Annotated in this window: 18 protein-coding genes; 6 read left to right on the top strand and 12 right to left on the bottom strand. The window is 40.1% G+C overall.

Annotated elements, in window-relative coordinates:
• Positions 1-11: 11 nt before the first annotated feature.
• The 3 genes from ACIQ0C_RS17650 to ACIQ0C_RS17640 all read right to left on the bottom strand — a co-directional run bounded on the left by ACIQ0C_RS17650 (position 12) and on the right by ACIQ0C_RS17640 (position 3,557).
• Positions 12-890, bottom strand: coding sequence for a permease (locus ACIQ0C_RS17650; RefSeq protein ID WP_403062290.1), 879 nt, complete (start codon positions 888-890; stop codon positions 12-14).
• A 352-nt stretch (positions 891-1,242) separates the two neighbouring features.
• Positions 1,243-1,875: a DNA-3-methyladenine glycosylase gene (locus tag ACIQ0C_RS17645; protein ID WP_403062287.1), complete on the bottom strand. Its 633-nt coding sequence runs from the start codon at positions 1,873-1,875 to the stop codon at positions 1,243-1,245.
• A 116-nt stretch (positions 1,876-1,991) separates the two neighbouring features.
• Entirely contained in the window at positions 1,992-3,557 is a 1,566-nt protein-coding gene (locus ACIQ0C_RS17640) for an MDR family MFS transporter (RefSeq protein ID WP_402836924.1), read from the bottom strand.
• 281 nt (positions 3,558-3,838) lie between these two features.
• Here ACIQ0C_RS17640 and proC point away from each other — a divergent pair, with 281 nt between their 5' ends.
• Positions 3,839-4,645: a pyrroline-5-carboxylate reductase gene (gene proC, locus ACIQ0C_RS17635; RefSeq protein WP_403062284.1), complete on the top strand. Its 807-nt coding sequence runs from the start codon at positions 3,839-3,841 to the stop codon at positions 4,643-4,645.
• A 134-nt stretch (positions 4,646-4,779) separates the two neighbouring features.
• Positions 4,780-5,043: an FAD-binding oxidoreductase gene (locus ACIQ0C_RS17630; protein WP_403062281.1), complete on the top strand. Its 264-nt coding sequence runs from the start codon at positions 4,780-4,782 to the stop codon at positions 5,041-5,043.
• A gap of 291 nt (positions 5,044-5,334) precedes the next feature.
• On the opposite strand, the gene ald is transcribed toward ACIQ0C_RS17630, so the two are convergent.
• The 6 genes from ald to ACIQ0C_RS17600 all read right to left on the bottom strand — a co-directional run bounded on the left by ald (position 5,335) and on the right by ACIQ0C_RS17600 (position 11,772).
• Positions 5,335-6,468 (bottom strand): alanine dehydrogenase, encoded by a 1,134-nt coding sequence (ald, locus tag ACIQ0C_RS17625; protein WP_403062278.1) that lies wholly within the window; start codon positions 6,466-6,468, stop codon positions 5,335-5,337.
• Positions 6,469-6,640: 172 nt separating this feature from the next.
• Positions 6,641-7,462, bottom strand: a complete 822-nt coding sequence (locus ACIQ0C_RS17620; protein WP_403062275.1) for an EcsC family protein — start codon at positions 7,460-7,462, stop codon at positions 6,641-6,643.
• Between the two features lie 52 nt (positions 7,463-7,514).
• Positions 7,515-8,771 carry a PucR family transcriptional regulator gene (locus ACIQ0C_RS17615; RefSeq protein WP_403062273.1) on the bottom strand — a complete coding sequence of 419 codons (1,257 nt, stop codon included), beginning with the start codon at positions 8,769-8,771 and terminating at the stop codon, positions 7,515-7,517.
• A gap of 129 nt (positions 8,772-8,900) precedes the next feature.
• On the bottom strand, positions 8,901-9,899 hold the full coding sequence (locus ACIQ0C_RS17610; RefSeq protein ID WP_241591535.1) for an inorganic phosphate transporter: 999 nt from the start codon (positions 9,897-9,899) through the stop codon (positions 8,901-8,903).
• A 15-nt stretch (positions 9,900-9,914) separates the two neighbouring features.
• A complete protein-coding gene (locus ACIQ0C_RS17605) occupies positions 9,915-10,535 on the bottom strand; it encodes a DUF47 domain-containing protein (protein ID WP_048689774.1) in 621 nt (206 codons plus the stop codon).
• Between the two features lie 238 nt (positions 10,536-10,773).
• Complete coding sequence (locus tag ACIQ0C_RS17600) at positions 10,774-11,772, bottom strand: inorganic phosphate transporter (protein WP_403062270.1); 999 nt, start codon at positions 11,770-11,772, stop codon at positions 10,774-10,776.
• Positions 11,773-12,167: 395 nt separating this feature from the next.
• On the opposite strand from ACIQ0C_RS17600, the gene ACIQ0C_RS17595 reads away from it, so the two are divergent.
• Both ACIQ0C_RS17595 and ACIQ0C_RS17590 read left to right on the top strand, forming a co-directional pair.
• The gene (locus ACIQ0C_RS17595; RefSeq protein ID WP_402836908.1) at positions 12,168-12,998 is read left to right on the top strand and encodes an aldo/keto reductase; all 831 of its coding nucleotides are present in this window, start codon (positions 12,168-12,170) and stop codon (positions 12,996-12,998) included.
• 474 nt (positions 12,999-13,472) lie between these two features.
• Positions 13,473-13,727: a GlsB/YeaQ/YmgE family stress response membrane protein gene (locus tag ACIQ0C_RS17590; RefSeq protein WP_170946860.1), complete on the top strand. Its 255-nt coding sequence runs from the start codon at positions 13,473-13,475 to the stop codon at positions 13,725-13,727.
• A gap of 166 nt (positions 13,728-13,893) precedes the next feature.
• Here the strand turns inward: ACIQ0C_RS17590 and ACIQ0C_RS17585 are convergent, their stop codons facing one another.
• A complete protein-coding gene (locus tag ACIQ0C_RS17585) occupies positions 13,894-14,805 on the bottom strand; it encodes an RluA family pseudouridine synthase (protein WP_403062267.1) in 912 nt (303 codons plus the stop codon).
• Between the two features lie 232 nt (positions 14,806-15,037).
• Between ACIQ0C_RS17585 and ACIQ0C_RS17580 the strand changes: the two genes are divergently transcribed.
• Positions 15,038-15,445 (top strand): DUF5365 family protein, encoded by a 408-nt coding sequence (locus ACIQ0C_RS17580; protein ID WP_403062265.1) that lies wholly within the window; start codon positions 15,038-15,040, stop codon positions 15,443-15,445.
• Positions 15,446-15,513: 68 nt separating this feature from the next.
• Here the strand turns inward: ACIQ0C_RS17580 and ACIQ0C_RS17575 are convergent, their stop codons facing one another.
• Positions 15,514-15,984: a thioredoxin family protein gene (locus ACIQ0C_RS17575; RefSeq protein ID WP_403062262.1), complete on the bottom strand. Its 471-nt coding sequence runs from the start codon at positions 15,982-15,984 to the stop codon at positions 15,514-15,516.
• Complete coding sequence (locus tag ACIQ0C_RS17570; RefSeq protein ID WP_402836899.1) at positions 15,984-16,421, bottom strand: disulfide oxidoreductase; 438 nt, start codon at positions 16,419-16,421, stop codon at positions 15,984-15,986. Before ACIQ0C_RS17570 ends, ACIQ0C_RS17575 begins: the two co-directional genes overlap by 1 nt.
• A gap of 190 nt (positions 16,422-16,611) precedes the next feature.
• Here ACIQ0C_RS17570 and ACIQ0C_RS17565 point away from each other — a divergent pair, with 190 nt between their 5' ends.
• Complete coding sequence (locus tag ACIQ0C_RS17565) at positions 16,612-18,159, top strand: GNAT family N-acetyltransferase (RefSeq protein WP_402836897.1); 1,548 nt, start codon at positions 16,612-16,614, stop codon at positions 18,157-18,159.
• Positions 18,160-18,299: the final 140 nt, after the last annotated feature.

Genomic DNA, 18,299 nt, shown 5'->3' with positions numbered 1-18,299 from the left:
AAACACCCTCTTTAAGAAATAAACAATAAAGTTAGGCCTAAGACGGAAATAAATATATAGGCCATCAAACATAAAACGAATTTCGTTTTGAAGGTACCTAAAAGCATGATCGTATTTTTAATATCAAACATGGCCCCAAATACTAGAAAAGCAACTAGTGAAGAGGGCGAGAAGGTACTTCTAAAAGAACTTGCAACAAAGGCGTCCGCTTGGGAACACAAGGACATGACATAGGACAACGCCATCATGACTGCATTCCCGGATAATTTTCCTTGACCGATTTCAAGCAATAGGGATGTTTTCAAAAAGGTTTGAATGGCAGCTGCCAGCAATGCACCAATGATTAAGTATTTTCCAACAGAAAAGAACTCTTCAATCGAGTGTTTGAACATCCCCGTTATTTTGTCTTTAAATGTAAGTTTATGGTGATGCATATGTTCGATATGTTCCTGTTTGAGCTGATTTGTCTTAAATTGAAAAGACAGGATGCATGCAATGATCAGGACGACCGCCAATGCAATTCCGCCACGATAGAAAACCATGCTCCAACTATTGCCAAACGCTATATAGGTGGAAAACAGGACAATCGGATTGAGAATGGGTGCAGAAAGCATAAAGGCAATGGCCGCTGAAAGAGGAACACCTTTAGCGATCAAACGGCGGGTAATCGGGACGATCCCGCACTCGCAGGCAAGAAAAAAGACTCCTGCACCTATTGCGGATAGAACAGATAAGATCGGATTTTTCGGAATGATTTTTGCAATCATCTCTTCTGACACAAACATTTGGATGATTCCGGATATAAGGACTCCCAGTAAAATAAAGGGAAGGGATTCAATTAGGATACTAATAAAAATTGTATTCATTTGCAAAAGGGCCTGAACGTTCATCTTAAACCACCTTCCATATTGCTGACTTAACTATATTAGGTTCGTAATAGAAGGAAGTCAATTTATTATTACTGGGGTAATAGGATGTAAGTTGAATGGGTAAGGAAATTATGGAAATTGAATCAGGGATATTGAGGGGACTTGAATAATCTAATGTATAAGTTTGGCAGGAAATTAAGTAGCACTTTAATTTAAGCCTAGTTCCTTTTGAGGCTATGGCTGTCATTAGCTATATTCATAATCTTTCATTCACTACTTTTTGATATATCGGAATGCTTACGGACATAGTAAAATCCCCTCAAAGGTGTGTATCATCCACAGAAATTACACAGTTCACTTAGAGGGGATAACATCACGGTGATTTTTTCGGTACCCTTTTATTAATTAAGTTCTTACGGGATATAAATGGATTGTCGGTAACCCAGAAACGCCAAGGGTAATCTTTTGCTTCCCCGGAGTTGTCGATTCCGACACGGGGGCCGCTGGATATGTGTTCAGGCTTTTTTCCTTCAGCTAGATATAGCGGGGGATCCGTAAAAGATCGACCATAATCATCCATGGTGATGCCTAGTGCCTTTGTTAGCTTCCCTGGTCCATCGGTACATTTACGAATATCGGCAATTCCCCGTCTTTCATGCATTAACTCGAGCCCTGAATAGGGTTCAATCGCCCGAATTAAAATGGCTTCCGGATTTTCAGGTCCGCCGCTTACGACATTGACCAGTGTATGTGTGTGCATGACGTATGTATATATCAAACCGGAATTTCCGAACATCACTTCCGTCCGTTTTGTCCGTCTATTTCCAAAACTATGTGCGGCCCTGTCCCCAGGACCAATATAGGCCTCTGTTTCAACAATGAATCCAGAAGCGGTTCCATCAGCTGTTTCTTTTACAATCAGGCAGCCAAGAAGGGATTTTGCCAGTTCAAGCGTGGGCTGCTGATAAAAATCAACTGGCAAAATTGAATGGTTTATCTTTTTCATAGTATCACCCCATTTAATCTCATATAGGTAAAATTCCCTTATCAATGAAAAAGAAACATAGGATTGAAGGGATGAAAAAGGCCGACCGATTATATCAGCCGGTCCCGAGCATATGTTTAGCCTAATTCTTTTTCTGTTTCTTGATCACTTTTGATTCGGCCCGAACCCACGGAAAGTGCCACTAATATCCCCGCGGAAACAAAAAAGATACCGGTGATGAAAACACTGGAGAATGCATCGATCCAGGCATTTTCTATCGTTTTTACAAGGACATTGCTGACTTCTGCGGGCATTTTAAGGTTTTCAGGATAAAGCATGATGTTGAATAACGTATCCGTTTTATCGGCTAATGCCTTCAGTGCCTCATGCAATATAGGGTCCTTTTGGCTTACGACCGCATCATCCATATTTTGCTGGAGATTGTGATTCATGACAGCATTCAAAATCGTGATGCCCATCGTTCCCCCTATTGACCGGAAGAATGTCGAAGCAGCTGTAACCGAACCTAGCTGCGATTTTGGAAATTCGTTTTGAACGGCAATCATCAATGTCGGCATGACAAGCCCCATGCCTATCCCAAGGATGGCCATGAATGAGTACGCAGTGAATATAGTCGTACTGCCGTCCATCATACTCATTAAGAAAAAGCCAAGCGTCGCAAAGGCCATTCCAAAGGTAAGCACGGTACGAAAACGGAATTTCAAAAGTAACCGACCGCCAATGATACTGGAAAGAATCATACCGATCATCATCGGAGTCATGGTCGAACCCGCTTTTGTTGGTGAAACTCCCAAAACGCCTTGCATGAACAGCGGGACGAACATGATTGCTCCGAACATGCCAAGGCCAAGCAGGAATCCCAATATATTCGTGGTGGAAAAAACTCTATTCTTAAAAAGGGATAAATCAAGGATAGGTTCGACTGCTCTTCTTTCAAAAATGATGAATAGGGCAATGAAGACAATGGTGCTGCCGAAAATCAAGAGAGATTCTAATGATACCCATTCGAATTTATCACCACCGAAGGTCAAGCCAAGCAATAACAGGACAATACCAGGAATCAAGGTGAAAATCCCTAGATAATCGATATTCACTTTCTCAGTTTTCCTTATCGCTTCATGTTTCAACCCTACATAAATCAAAATGGCAGATAGTAAGCCCGTCGGTACATTGATCAAAAAGATCCAATGCCAGCTGATATGGTCAACGATCAGGCCGCCCAAAAAAGGGCCGATGACAGAACTTAAACCAAAAAGGGCTCCGAATACACCCTGCCATTTGGCTCTTTGTTCCGCAGAGAATATATCGCCGATGATCGTTTGGGATAAAGGCATGATCATCCCGCCGCCGATTCCCTGCAGACCCCTGTAGATGATCAATTGCTCCATCGAAGTGGCTGTGGCACATAAAAACGAACCGATCGTAAATATGATTGTGCCAAGCAGATAAAGGGAACGCCTGCCATATAAATCAGATAGCTTTCCAACAATGGGTACAACAGTCGTTGAGGCTATTAAATAGGCAGTCGTTACCCATGCAAAGATGGTAAAACCATTCAATTGCCCGATAATGGTCGGCATGGCCGTACCGACGATCGTCTGTTCCAATGAACTGAAAAACATTCCTATGATCAATCCTGTTAAGACAAGCTTGGTATTGACCGCTTTTTTTTCCATTTGCATAGCATTTCTCCATTTCTATAACTGTATTTCTTATTCGTTTGTGACTAATAGGTCAAAATTATAAATCTCTAATGACCAATTAGTCAACGTTTTTTGCAAAAGAATTCAATTACATGACTATATTGCGTAAAGGTGGATATAAAGATTCATTCATATCATTTAAGTAATTCGACCAGAAACCACCAAATCCTTCCTGATTAATATCTCCAACGTGTTTCCATATACCATATCCGATATAATAAGAAGGAATCTAGATGAACTTATGATTGGAAGTGTAAGATATGAATAAAAAAATCGGTTTTATTGGATGCGGCAAAATGGGTGAGGCAATGCTTGAGGGCATGCTGCTTGCAGAGGTCATTTCACCTGAAGAGATCATGGTCAGTACTGCGAGTGCGGAGACCAAAACTAAAATCACCACGAAATATAACGTTAAAGGTACTTTGGATAATAAAGAGGTTGCCGGTTTTGCCGATTTTCTCTTTCTAGGGATCCAACCTGCCATGCATAAGCAAGTGCTTGAAGAAGTGAAGAATCATGTTAAAGAAGATGCTGTGATCATTACTATGGCAGCAGGAATCACTGTATCTCTAGTTGAGAACAGCTTCGAAAAAAGAGTGAAGGTTGTCCGGACGATGCCAAACACCCCTTCGCTTGTCGGTGAAGGCATGACTGCCATGTGCATTAATGATGAAATTACCGATGCTGATATAGAGGATGTGACTGCACTGCTGAATAGTTTCGGTAAAACGGAAATCCTGCATGAAGATTTGATGGACGCAGTACCGGCTATCAGCGGTTCGTCGCCTGCTTATGTATATATGTTCATCGAGGCGCTGGCTGATGGGGGGGTCCGTGATGGCATTCCACGAAAACAAGCATACCGAATGGCAGCACAAGCTGTAATGGGAGCTGCTAAAATGGTACTGGAAACGGAAAGACATCCTGCTGCTTTAAAGGATGATGTCTGCACGCCGGGCGGATCAACGATATCTGCGGTAGCGGCTTTGGAAGAGAATCAGCTAAGATCCAGCATTCTACAAGCAATGAAGGCCTGCACGGATAAAACGAAAGGTTTCAGTAAGTGAAGAAAGATGGATTGCCTATTAGCGGGCAATCTCATTTTGTGTAATATTTTCAGAATGTTTGGTAAAAAAAGGGCAGCATAACGAATGATTATATAGAAGAATGAAGGAAGATACTTTCGGAAGAACAAGAAACGGTGAATGAAACTTTATTGGAACAGCACAGCCATGATGAATCATATCACACTCCGCATTTACCGGATATGGTGATATATCCAAGGGATACTGCGGAAGTAAGAGCAGTCATGGGTTATGCAAATGAACATGGAATACCAGTCATTCCTTTTGGATTAGGATCAAGACAAGATGCATCATCACGCCAAACCGCCCTGGTGTTAAACGCAAGAAAAAGAAGAAGACGACCGAATAATAAGTCATCATTGTATTCGGGAAATACATAAGGAAAGATTACAATAGGTATATCGTGACTTTTGTAGTAAAAACAAGCTTTAATAGAAGACCTACTTATTTTTCCAGTAGGTCTTTTACACACAGATATTCTTAGCCAGGTGTGGCTGAATGACCATGCGCAAAGTGGTTAAAACCTTAAATTGAAAGGAGAACCAGGCCAGCACCTATATTTCCTTGTAATATTAAGTCGTAAATGCGCAGATATTGTTTTTAGTTGAAAGAATATTAAAACCAGGAAAAAATAAGACTCCAGACGATTATGTCTGGAGTCTTATTTTTTATTAAGCGTTAATGTTATTGGGGTTTAAAGCGTTTTCAACACTTACATAGTTGTACCCAAGGTCTATGGCAACTGCTTCGAAAGTGATTTCACCGTTCGCCACATTGACGCCTTTTGCAAGTGCATCATTTTCAAGGATTGCTTTGATGGCACCTTTGTTTGCAATTTGAAGTGCAAATGGTACTGTTACGTTAGTTAAAGCTACTGTAGAAGTTTGAGGCACTGCTCCTGGCATATTTGCTACTGCATAATGCACTACTCCATGCTTAACATAAGTAGGGTTATCATGTGTTGTTATGTGGTCGACAGTTTCAAAGATACCGCCTTGGTCGATTGCAACATCGACAATGACTGAACCTGGAGACATCGATTTAACCATTTCTTCAGTAACTAGCTTAGGAGCTTTAGCACCTGGAATCAATACAGCACCGATTACTAAATCGGCTTCTTTGACTGCTTCTGCAATATTATAAGGGTTGGAGATGAGTGTAGTCAGTTCATTTCCGAAAATATCATCAAGTTGACGAAGGCGGTCAGGGCTTAAGTCAAGAATGGTAACATCTGCGCCTAATCCGATAGCGATTTTAGCAGCATTCGTTCCAACCATGCCTCCGCCGATTACAGCGACTTTACCACGTTTGACTCCAGGAACTCCGCTTAAGAGTATTCCTTTACCGCCGTTATTTTTTTCAAGGAACTGAGCACCGATTTGTGCAGCCATGCGTCCTGCAACTTCACTCATTGGTGTCAATAAAGGAAGTGTGCGGTTTACAGCAACCGTTTCATAAGCAATGGCCAAGACACCGCTTTCTTTTAGGGCCTGAGCTAGGGCCGGTTCTGCCGCAAGATGTAAATATGTGAAAAGGATTAAATCTTTTCTGAAATATTTATATTCAGATGAGATAGGTTCTTTTACTTTCATGATCATTTCTGTGCTTGCCCAAACGCTAGCAGCGTCCTCGACTATAACAGCACCAGCTTCTTGATATGCTTCATTTGTAAAACTGCTTCCTAGACCTGCGTTCATTTCGATTAATACTTCGTGTCCTGCATTGACTAATGCTACGACCCCGGCTGGAGTGATAGCTACACGATTTTCATTGTTTTTAATCTCTTTTGGAATTCCTATTCTCATCTTAATCCCTCCAATAATATGTTTTACTATTTGTATCACAAGTATAGTTGGAAAAAGAAACAGTTAGTATGTGGAAATCAGAAAAATGAAAAAGGTGTATTTGTGGAATTCCACAAACGCAGTTTAAAAAACATGGACTCGCAGGATCAAGACCTTTTTTTAAAAGCTGAATTTAATTCTTTGCAATAGGTTCTTGAATGCGCTCTAAAATCCTTCTTTTCTTATATAGCATGATTCCCGTATCGGCAATATCGGCTATCATCGACCGATTTGTAAGGGCGCCAAATATTATTCCGGCAACAGGAACCATTTGCAAAAGCTTTTTCCAGCCAAACTGATCACGGTATGTATAAACGACTTCTCGCCATCCTTGCAGTTCGGATGCTATTTCCCTTTTTGATTGGGAATCAGTCTGGTTCATTTTCGACAATTCATTTAATAGAGCCTTTTTGCCGACAACATCCGATGTTGTAAATTGTAGACATTTGACGATGAAAATACGTTCTTCGCGGTCTCTGGGATTGAAGCCATATGTGATGGCAATATCCTGAAGGGTTTTGATCGACATGCCGAGAAGGAGGGGGATGTCGATGGCCAAGGTGAAGATTCCGCCAATTCCGGTAGTGGCACCTTGAACCGTTGCCAATTTGCTGCCTGAATTTTTAATATCCTGACTCACGCTATCCATGATATGGAGGGGAATCCTTGAAACATCTTCCAGGTCAGTAATATTCAATTCGGGAACCTTTGCTTGCAGCTGACTTAGAATATGGGCTTCTTTCGTTAAATATTTTCCGCCATTCTGAATGTAGCTGCCGATTTCATCAAGCATGACACCCAATTTTTTCTGAATGAAATCCGGTGTCAACTTATCCAATAGCTTGAAGGGGATCCGCCCAATACGTTCCCAAAACCATAGTCCTTTCTGATCCTTCTCCCATTTTCCAATGATTGTTAATTCTTTTTCGAGTTCTTCTTTTGTTTCAAATTTCATATGATCAACCTTTCCACACTTCTTTTAGCATTCCATATCAAGGAATATATCATTAATTTTTCTTGAAAAATTCATCATATTGATTAAGTTTAATGTTAAGAAAGAGGGACATTTTTTGAATCGGGTCTTTTAATCGAATATTTCCCACTTCAGAGATTCTTTTCAATCGGTAATTCAATGTATTCACATGGATATGAAGATTTCTTGAAGCTTCATTTGGGTTGCAATCTTTCTCTAGATAGACGGTGAGTGTTTGCAGCAATTCCGTCTGGTTTTTCATGTCGTATGCCTTTAGCTTAAGGATGGAAGGATGGACACGACGCTGTTTGTTGCTTGCAAGTGATTCGATCATTTGAAACATGCCAAGTTCTTCGTAATGTAAAATGAGTTTCATGTCATCAGGGAATATATTCTTCATTTTTAGGGTGTATAAAGCTTCTTCGTAACTTGATTTAACATCCATTAAGTTTTTATACATATTTCCAGCCGTTCCAAGGATATGCTCAACACCGAAACGCCGTTTCATCTCCAGAATGAAAAAAGGAATGAACTCATAAATCGATGAAGTGAAAGAAGGGTTGTTTTCCTGGTTGGCTCCCGCGAAAAGAATGAGCTTGTTATGGTCAATGGCAAATAAAGAACTGTTTATCTTTTGAGTGGTCGTTAACATGTATGAAATGTAGCGCTCCACTTCGCGATTGATCTCTTTAGGAAATTCGAATACCAAAATGGAAAAAACCACTGGAACATGGATGGAGAATTTCTTGTAATTTTCAATTATTTCCGATTCTTCTTGGTAGTGCCCGGTCAACATGCGCCAGAGGAATTCTTGATGACCTGCTTCTTTCCTTTTCTTTTTCAATTGCAATTGCTGTAACTGGTTCTTTGCCTCCTTGGCAGCGAATTGCAGAAATTTCATATCTTCTTCGGTGAAAGGTTCATTTACCTCCAAAGCCCAAATGAATCCAAGTACTTCATTATTTTTCCGGATGGAAACCGCAACCCTGTTCCCGAGACCGACATCATTGATAGCCCCGATTTTAATGGGGGCATCTTCTTTCAATAACGCGGGGATGAAGCCATCTTTCCATAAACTGTTGATGACCTTTTCAGGGACACGTCTTCCGATTATGGTCATGATACGAGCCTGATCCGTAGTATCATCGTGAGTGCTATATGCAAGTAAGCGGTGGTTACCGTCCTCGATTGTAATGGGGCAACCTAAAACAGAACTGATTCTATCGGCAAACTCCATCATATCTCCATAAAGGTCTTTAAAAATATCTCTATTTTTTTCGAATTCCTTCATTTTTATTTTGCCCCTCGCTAAAAAAAATTCCTTCTCCTTGAATTTTAAACGATTTCCTATTAATAAGCATAGATAAATCCTTTGTAAAACAGAAAATCCCTACCGATGGAAACCGGAAGGGATTTTATTTTAGAATAGGAAGTTAATTAAAAGATAAAGCAAACCAGCTAATGTTGCCGAGATGGGAATGGTAATGAACCAAGTGATGATCATTCTTTTTGCCGTTCCCCATTTTACACCCTTGACCCGATGCGCTGATCCAACCCCAAGGATTGAAGACGAAATAACATGGGTTGTACTGACTGGCATGTGTATTACAGTCGCACCGAAAATGATAAAGGCTCCGGTTAAATCCGCTGCAACACCATTGACCGGCCGGATTTTCATGATTTTGCCGCCAACGGTCTTAATGATCTTCCAGCCGCCGACCGAAGTTCCAAGTCCCATTGCGAGCGCACAGGAGAACTGAACCCAGAAGGCGATATCGGTACTTGATGCATAACCATTTGCAATAAGGGCCATCGTGATGATACCCATTGCTTTTTGAGCATCGTTCGTTCCGTGGGTATACGATTGAAGTGCTGCAGTAGCAATCTGTATAGTCCGGAATTTTTGGTTTGTTTTTGTCAGGTTATTGTTTTTAAAAACAACTTTAAAGATGCTGTATACGATAAACCCGATTGCAAAAGCAATTAGCGGGGAGAAGATCAAAGCTTGAAGAATTTTCAAGAATCCTCCCCAGTTAATTCCAGCGAATCCTGCTGCAGCAATCGCTGCACCAGCAATCGAACCAATCAATGCATGGGAGGAACTGCTTGGTATTCCGTAATACCACGTTAGAAGGTTCCATATGATGGCGGCAAGTAGAGCAGCCATAATTACATATGAACCATTCGGAAGCGTGAACGGATCCACGATATCCTTCGTTATGGTCTTCGCCACTCCAGTAAATGTCATGGCTCCGACGAAATTCATGACGGCTGCCATGATGATGGCATGCCTAGGCTTCAAGGCCTTTGTTGAAACAGCAGTCGCTATTGCATTGGCTGTATCATGAAAACCATTGATGAAGTCAAATGCTAAAGCAAAGAAAACGATTAATATTGTTATAATTAATAAAGTATCCATTTATTGGGGTACTCCTTAGGCGTTTTTCATTATGATTGTTTCAAGTGTATTGGCCACCGCTTGACAGTGATCGGCAATCTCTTCAAGGCTTTCATAAATTTCTTTATATTGAATGATCCTGATTGGATCTTTTTCAACTGTAAACAAGTTTTTGATTGATTGACGTTGGATTCCGTCACAAACGGATTCAAGATCTTTAATTTTGATTGCATGTTCACGAATCATTGGCAATTTTTTAGTGGATAGTGTATCGACAGCATTTTCAATCTCATACGTACACTGTTTAATTGCATCCACAAACTTAAGCATATACTCATCTGCATTGACAATTGAGTACATTTCGAATAATGCCGCACAGTGTTCCAAACCGTCTATGACATCATCCATTCTCATGGTTAATTCAAGGATATCCTCCCGTTCGATAGGAGTGATGAAAGCATTGTTAAGCTCTTTGATCACATTATGAACCATTGAATCGCCCTTATGCTCATAGTCTTTCATGGTATCTGAAAATACTTTGAGATCGGAGATGTTCTTGAGTTTATAATCCGCGAAATAGTCAGCACCTTCTTTAAGGTTTTGAGCGATGTTAAAAAGCATTACCGCGAATTTGTCTTTTTTTGATTTAAAAGCCATGTTAAAGCCTCCCAATTAGTCATGCAAATTTACGCACTTTAGTCGTACGCTTAGTATTAACAAATTGATTGTAACGAATTCATGTAGTATACGGGAAGGTTTTTCGACGAAAATTTACAAAATCTTAATAAAACTTTACATAAAAAAACAAGGAAAATTAAAAAAAGGGAAAAACCCTGCATTTATAAGGGGGATTTGTAAAAAAAAAGCCTTTCCGATATGGGAAAGGCAAAAGGTTCTATAAAAATAAAGCAATCAAATAGTAAATGATTCCAGCTAGTGAAGCGGAAATTGGCAATGTAATGAACCAAGTGACCAACATGTTTTTTGCGGTTCCCCATTTTACCCCTTTGATGCGGTGTGCAGAACCGACCCCAAGTATTGAAGAAGAAATGACATGTGTCGTGCTGACCGGCATATGCAGGAAGGTTGCACCGAAAATGATCGCTGCTCCAGTCATATCGGCAGCCACACCATTAACCGGGCGGATTTTCATGATTTTACCGCCAACGGTTTTGATAATCTTCCAACCTCCGATCGATGTTCCGAGCGCCATGGCTATTGCGCAGGATAATTGTACCCAGAAAGGAACTTCAGATGTAGAGGCATATCCGTTAGCGATTAAAGCCATCGTGATGATTCCCATGGATTTTTGAGCATCATTCGTCCCATGTGTATAAGACTGGATGGCCGCCGTGAGAATTTGTATACTCCTGAATCGTTTATTGGTTTTTCCTAAATTATTATTTTTGAATACTACCTTGAAGATACTGTATACAATGAATCCAAGCGTAAAGGCAAGGATTGGAGATAGGATCAATGCTTGTACAATTTTAGTGAACCCACTCCATTTAATCGCATCGAATCCACTAGCCACGATGGCCGCTCCAGCTATTGAACCAATGATTGCATGGGAGGAACTGCTTGGAATGCCAAAATACCAAGTGATTAAATTCCATATTATTGCCGAAAGCAGTGCAGCAAGGATTACATAAGAACCATTATTCAATGTGAAAGGATCGACGATATCCTTCGTAATGGTATGCGCTACACCGGTAAAGGTCAGTGCTCCCAATAAATTCATGACCGCAGCCATGATGATTGCATGACGTGGTTTAAGTGCCTTGGTTGATACTGCTGTAGCGATGGCGTTAGCCGTATCATGGAAACCATTGATAAAGTCAAAGACCAAAGCAAAAATAATAATTAGCGCGGTTAAGATGAGTATGCTATTCATACATGGAGGACTCCCTTGATTTCAAGTATGTAAAGTGTATATAGATTGTGACCAATGAATGGGCGCAGGACAGTTTGCACTCCTCAATATTTAGAATGGGAGTTTTACTATTGATTATTCTTTAAAGATGGCACCTTCTTTTTTACTTGGTTTAAAGTCGAACTATACTATTGTAACGAATTACATACCTATAAGGATAGATGTTTCGTCATTTTTTTACAAAATATTTAACCTAATGAATGATTAAAAAGATAAAATGTTTCCTTTAATATATATAAATGGAATATAAGGGTGTGTTATCACTCAAGGGACTCTATAAATCCCGATGCTTATGGTTAGAAATAGAAGGTGGAGGGATGTATAATTGGTAAATAAAAGTAAGGGGGAATGATGGAATGATTTCAAATATTGGGGAAACGATCACCTTACATAATGGAGTAAAAATGCCACAGTTGGGTTTCGGTGTATTTAAAGTGAAAAACGGCAATGAAACGGTTGAGTCCGTCAAGAAAGCAATAGAAGTTGGTTATCGTGCTATTGATACGGCGGCCATTTATGAAAATGAAGAAGGTGTTGGTCAGGCGATTCGGGAATGCGGAGTGCCACGTGAAGAATTGTTCATTACATCCAAAGTGTGGAATACCGAGCAAGGATATGAAACAACGCTCCAGGCATTTGATGATAGTTTAAATCGCCTTGGATTGGATTACTTGGATTTATACCTGATCCACTGGCCGGGAAAAGATAAATATCTGGAAACCTGGAGGGCATTGGAGAAGCTGTATAAGGATGGAAAGGTGAAATCAATCGGTGTAAGTAACTTCCATGTTCATCATTTGGAAAATTTACTTGCAAATAGTGAAGTGAAGCCGGTCGTCAATCAAATTGAATTGCATCCACTTTTGACTCAAGTTGAAATTCGTGATTACTGTGCAAAACATGAAATAAAGGTAGAATCTTGGAGCCCTCTAGGCAGGGGGAACCTTTTGGAAGAGCCGACAATTAATCATATAGCGAAGAAGCACGGGAAAAGTTCAGCACAAGTATTGATTAGATGGCATCTGCAACATGATCTGGTTGTAATACCTAAATCGATTACGCCGTCCCGTATCAAGGAAAATGCACAGGTATTTGATTTTTCATTGAGTTTAAATGAAATGAATCAAATAGATGCCTTGAACAAAAATGAACGGTTCGGCAGCAATCCCGATGAACTTTTGTTCTAAAAAAAGAATACTGCATAGGAGGGTGTCCCGATAATGGGGCATCCTTTTTCTTTTTCCTTTATGAACATAATCGGGACAGTTGCTGTTTATACTAACATATGTGACAAAGTTAAACCTATGGTATACCCGTTTAATATGTCTGATAATCCTGTTTTCGTTGCCAAATATTTTTAAAAAAAATTAGGTTTTAGATTAATTAAACGGGGAAAATAATGAGTACAGCAGCAAACAAAAAGAAAAAATTCACTAACACGAGAATTGCAAATCAGTTACTCAAGGGCTATAGCTAGCTAACACTACCCAATAACTAAAACATTCACATTCATTAGATATTATGCGAATCGGCATCATACCATTTGAATGTAAAGGTTAAAAGAACTGAAAAAAAAGCATGACAATATGGAAGTGATTTGATTTCTTGGAGTCTGCTGCAGAAAATGAAAAAAATAACTAATTTGAAGGAGGAAATATATTATGGGATTTTTATGGTCATTAATTATCGGAGGTATCATCGGTTGGTTAGCAGGTATGATCGTTGGACGTGACGTACCATTTGGAATTATCGGTAACATTATCGCTGGTTTCGTTGGTGCATGGTTAGGTTCATTAATTCTTGGGAACTGGGGACCTTCAGTGGCAGATTTCGCTATAATTCCAGCATTGATTGGTGCAATCGTATTTGTCTTCATCTTAAGCCTTATCTTAAAAGGCATGAGAAAAGCTTCATAAATACAAAAATAAAGCTGGCCCAAGTGGCCAGCTATTTTTTTTGCCAAAATGAGTGGATTTCGTCCCGACATGAAGAAAAACCGTATGCTGAAAAAATATGAGTAACAATTTTGGATAATAATGAAGAAATAAGAACACCGTCCTGAATGGAACGGTGTTTTTCTGTTTAAATGGTGACATCGAATATTTCAGGTCTATCAATGAAAGGAGCTTCAACGATCATTTTTTCTTCAGAAATCGGGTGGATGAATTCGATTTTCCTTGCATGCAGGGCTTGACGTGGAAATGTCTTTTTTCCGCCATACAATGTATCTCCGGCCAAGGGGTGATTCAAATGACTGAAATGCACCCTGATCTGGTGGGTCCGGCCGCTTTCCAGGGTGCAGCTGACGAGCGTCAAGTTTTTCTTGGAATCGCGGTTGAGCACCCGATAATGGGTGACTGCCGTCTGGCCTGTAGGGGAAACCCTTCGTCTCGTGGCATGGTGGCGGTCACGGCCAATTTTTTCTTTGATTTCGCCTTCATCCTTTTTAATGTTTCCTTCGACTAAAGCTAGGTATGTCCGCTTGATTTCCCTTTCTTCCAACATTTTATCCAGCATGGACCCAATGAGGCGGTTTTTGGCAAAAAGGACCGCACCGGTGGTATCTTTATCAAGCCTATGAATATGCTTGATCATACAGGTCTGGCCGGTTATTTGAAGATGGTGTGCGACTCCATTGAGAAGGGAGTGTGCTTCACCCGGTTGAGAAGGGTGGGTATCCATTCCAGCCGGCTTATTGACTATCAACAACACATCATCTTCATATAAAATGGTAATTCCTAAGTCTGTCGCTTGAACTGTTTCATTTTCAGCGTGATCCAATAAGGGGATGCTGATCGTATCTCCTTCGTTAAGGAGAGTTGACCAGGTGATGTAATTCCCGTTCACTGTCACTCCTTTACTCATCCTCCATTCATGCACTAATTTCTTCGGGGCCTTCCAACGCTCCCTGAAAAGCTTTTCCAATGTTAATCCATTCCAACTTTGGAGAACATCGATTATTAAATGTTGGTTAGTTATTTTGAAATTTTCCAATTTAACTCCTACTTTCGACTCGTTTGGTTGTGCTTATATGAAAAAAATATATAATAATTACGGATAAGGTGTAAAAAAGTAACCTTGGGCCTATTGCTAAGATTTTCAGTGGTGGAAATTACCACATATTTTTTACAATATTTATGTTATTCTATGGGGAAAGAAATCCCTTGTCCTAGAATATACATATAATAGATAGGTCTAACGGATCTGAAAAAAGGTGGTTTTTTTAGTGAAGACGGTCTTTTCTTCAACGGAAGAACAAGAGCAAGAAATAGCGAGTCTCGTTTCTCGTTTCTACGAATCTGTATTTCCAAAATACTTTACGGAAAGTGAAATCCTTCATTTTCGCAAGATTGGCGTTTTAGAGCCCAATCAAAGTCCTGTTACTTACTTGGCAACATTAAGAGACGCATTTCAAGTAATGACATGTCTTCAAGTCCTTATGTCGATATTAGACAATAAAAAGAGAGTGATGGAACCTAAATCTGAAGAATTGTTCCAACATAACATAACTCTATTGAATGAATACGGAATATTCTTCCCCTTTTATTATGACCATTTTTCAAGTATAAACCATGAAGCGAATAATGATATGCAGATGTTGGACATCCAGGTGGCGAATCAATATTTAGTATAAGGCAAAAAAAATGAGCCGGCTATAACGGGAGAAGCATTTCCGTTAGGGCCGGCTCATTTTTTCCATCCTTAATTAATATCGTGGTCCTTGAACCATTTCTCGAACGTTTCCTCATCATTATAGCTAACGATCCGTTCTTGTTCTTTGCCATTTTTATAGTGAACGATGGTAGGAGTCTTTTTGATGCCATAATCGCTCCATCCTTGTTCAAACTCCAAAAGATTGTATTGAACTAGGTCGATTCCCAACTTTTCTGCCAAAGGAGCCACGATTGGCGTGGTTTTTTGACAATGCGTGCACTCAGGACTATAGAAATAAACGGTCACATCTTCATTATCCTGGAGGTCCTGCTCCAATTCTTCCGGCAGGATCAAGTTTTGATAATTGGGGTCATCCAGCTGATCGACAGTAGCGGGTTTAAGTTTATCCTTACCGTATGGATTCCCTTTTGATTTTTCTTCTTTTTTGAAGTTTGTAAAAACGCCCAGCAGGACAAATAGCGCGACGATTATCACTAAAAATATAGCCATTTTCTTCATTAAGCTGCAACCTCCTTGGATCTTGTCCATATGATGTAACTGCATATGAAAATAATGATGAATGCAGTCAAGGCTAGGAACGGGATGGTGATGAAACCAAATACGTTTATATATTGTCCTGTACATGGAACCTTTCCGCATGCAAGGGTGTGATCAGAAAAGAATGAAACCTTTTGTATCAAGTAATGGTACGTGGAAATGAATGCACCGATAGCGGATAATATCATGGTATAAAAGCTGATCCAATAATCTTTTCGAATGATTGCAATTCCTAATATGATCGTAAAAGGATACATGATGATCCGCTGATACCAACAGAGCGCACAAGGTTCATATTGCTTTATTTCAGAAAAATATAAGCTTCCAAACATAGCAATGATGGAAACAGCCCAGGCTGCAAATAATAAGTTTTCCACACTGCGTTTAGTATTGTTCATGGTTCCTCTTCCCCATCTCTTTTTACTCTCATGAAAAGTATAGTATGTAAGGACCGCGTCTGTAAAATATATATTCTTTTAACGGACATTCTGAATGTTTTAATTTGAAATCCTTAGGTAGGTTCAGTTGTTTTAATTTTTGGATAAGGGGTATAATTCTTATGGAAGAGATTAAAGGAGTCTGAGGAAAATGCCTAATTTGGACCTGCATAAATATGAAAAAATAATGGAAATACGTAATATGAGGCTAGGAGACATTGATGAAATAATTGCTTTGCAGTCGAGTTGCTTTCCGGGAATGGTTCCCTGGAAGCGAGATCAGCTTGAGAGCCATCTGGCAATCTTTCCGGAAGGGCAGTTTGTGGCTGAATATGATGGAAAAGTGATTGGCTCATGTTCCAGCCTCATTATTAATTTTGACGAATATGATGACCGCCATACATGGGATGATGTAACCGATAATGGGTACATCACGAACCATAATCCGGACGGTTATAATTTATATGGAATCGAGGTCATGGTCCATCCTGAATTCCGCAGGATGAAAATTGGTCAGAGACTATACGATTCAAGGAAAGAACTTGTTGCCCATTTGAATTTAAAAAGCATCATTATCGGGGGAAGGATCCCCAATTACCATAAACATGCGGATGAACTGTTACCAAGGGAATATGTGAAAGAAGTTCAATTGCATAAAATATATGATCCGGTTCTTTCGTTCCAGCTTTTAAATGGGTTCACGCTTATGAGGATCAATCCGAATTACTTGCCGGATGATCTGCAATCGAATAAGTATGCTACGCTCATGGAGTGGAATAACGTTGATTATCAGCCGAAAACAAAACGTTATTATAAAACGTCAGAACCGGTACGGATTTGCGTCGTCCAATACATGCTGCGTAAAATCGATTCATTCGATGATTTCGCTAACCAAGTCGAGTATTTCACCGACGTTGCTTCCGATGCTAATGCGGATTTCGCCGTGTTCCCGGAATTGTTCACCACCCAGCTGATGTCTTTCTTGAATGAAAGATCACCAAGCTTGGCTGTCAGGAAACTGTCGGATTTCACGGAGCAGTACATTGAATTGTTTACCACTTTAGCTGTAAGGTATAACGTCAATATCATCGGCGGTTCCCATTTCGTTAAAGAAGATGATGATAATATCTATAATATCGCTTATTTATTCCGTCGCGATGGGACAATTGAAAAGCAATATAAAATTCATATCACACCGAATGAAAGAAAATGGTGGGGTATTAACGCAGGTGACCGCGTTCGTGTCTTTGATACGGATTGTGGAAAAATCGCGATACAAATTTGTTATGATATTGAGTTCCCGGAACTCGCCCGGATTGCTACCGACATGGGAGCGAAAATCATATTCACTCCGTTTTGTACGGAAGACAGGCAAGGCTACCTGCGAGTTCGTTATTGTGCCCAGGCCCGTGCCGTGGAAAACCAAATTTATACCGTCATTTCCGGAACGGTCGGAAATCTTCCGCAAACGGAAAATATGGATATCCAATATGCCCAATCGGGAATCTTCTCTCCTTCGGATTTCGAATTTGCGCGTGACGGCATAGTCGGGGAAACCAGCCCGAACCTTGAGATGGTCCTGATTGGAGATGTCGATTTGGAGATCTTAAGGCGGGAGCGTCAGTCCGGTACTGTTAAACAATTGAAAGATCGCCGCCATGATATATACCATCTGCATTACAAAGATGGCGAAAAATAAAGAGGAAAACGAGCTCGTGATGTGAAGAACACTGGATTTGGTTCTTTTCATTACGAGCCTTTACTTCATTTATTGGAATAAATGTGATAATTTTGTATATGTAAGGCAGATACATAATAATTAAAAAATAAGGCGTTTAG

The organism is Peribacillus sp. NPDC096448 (genome assembly GCF_044762675.1).
Lineage (GTDB): Bacteria > Bacillota > Bacilli > Bacillales > DSM-1321 > Peribacillus > Peribacillus frigoritolerans_B.
Note: the sequence above shows the minus strand (reverse complement) of the source record. Positions and strands in the feature narration are given on the sequence as shown.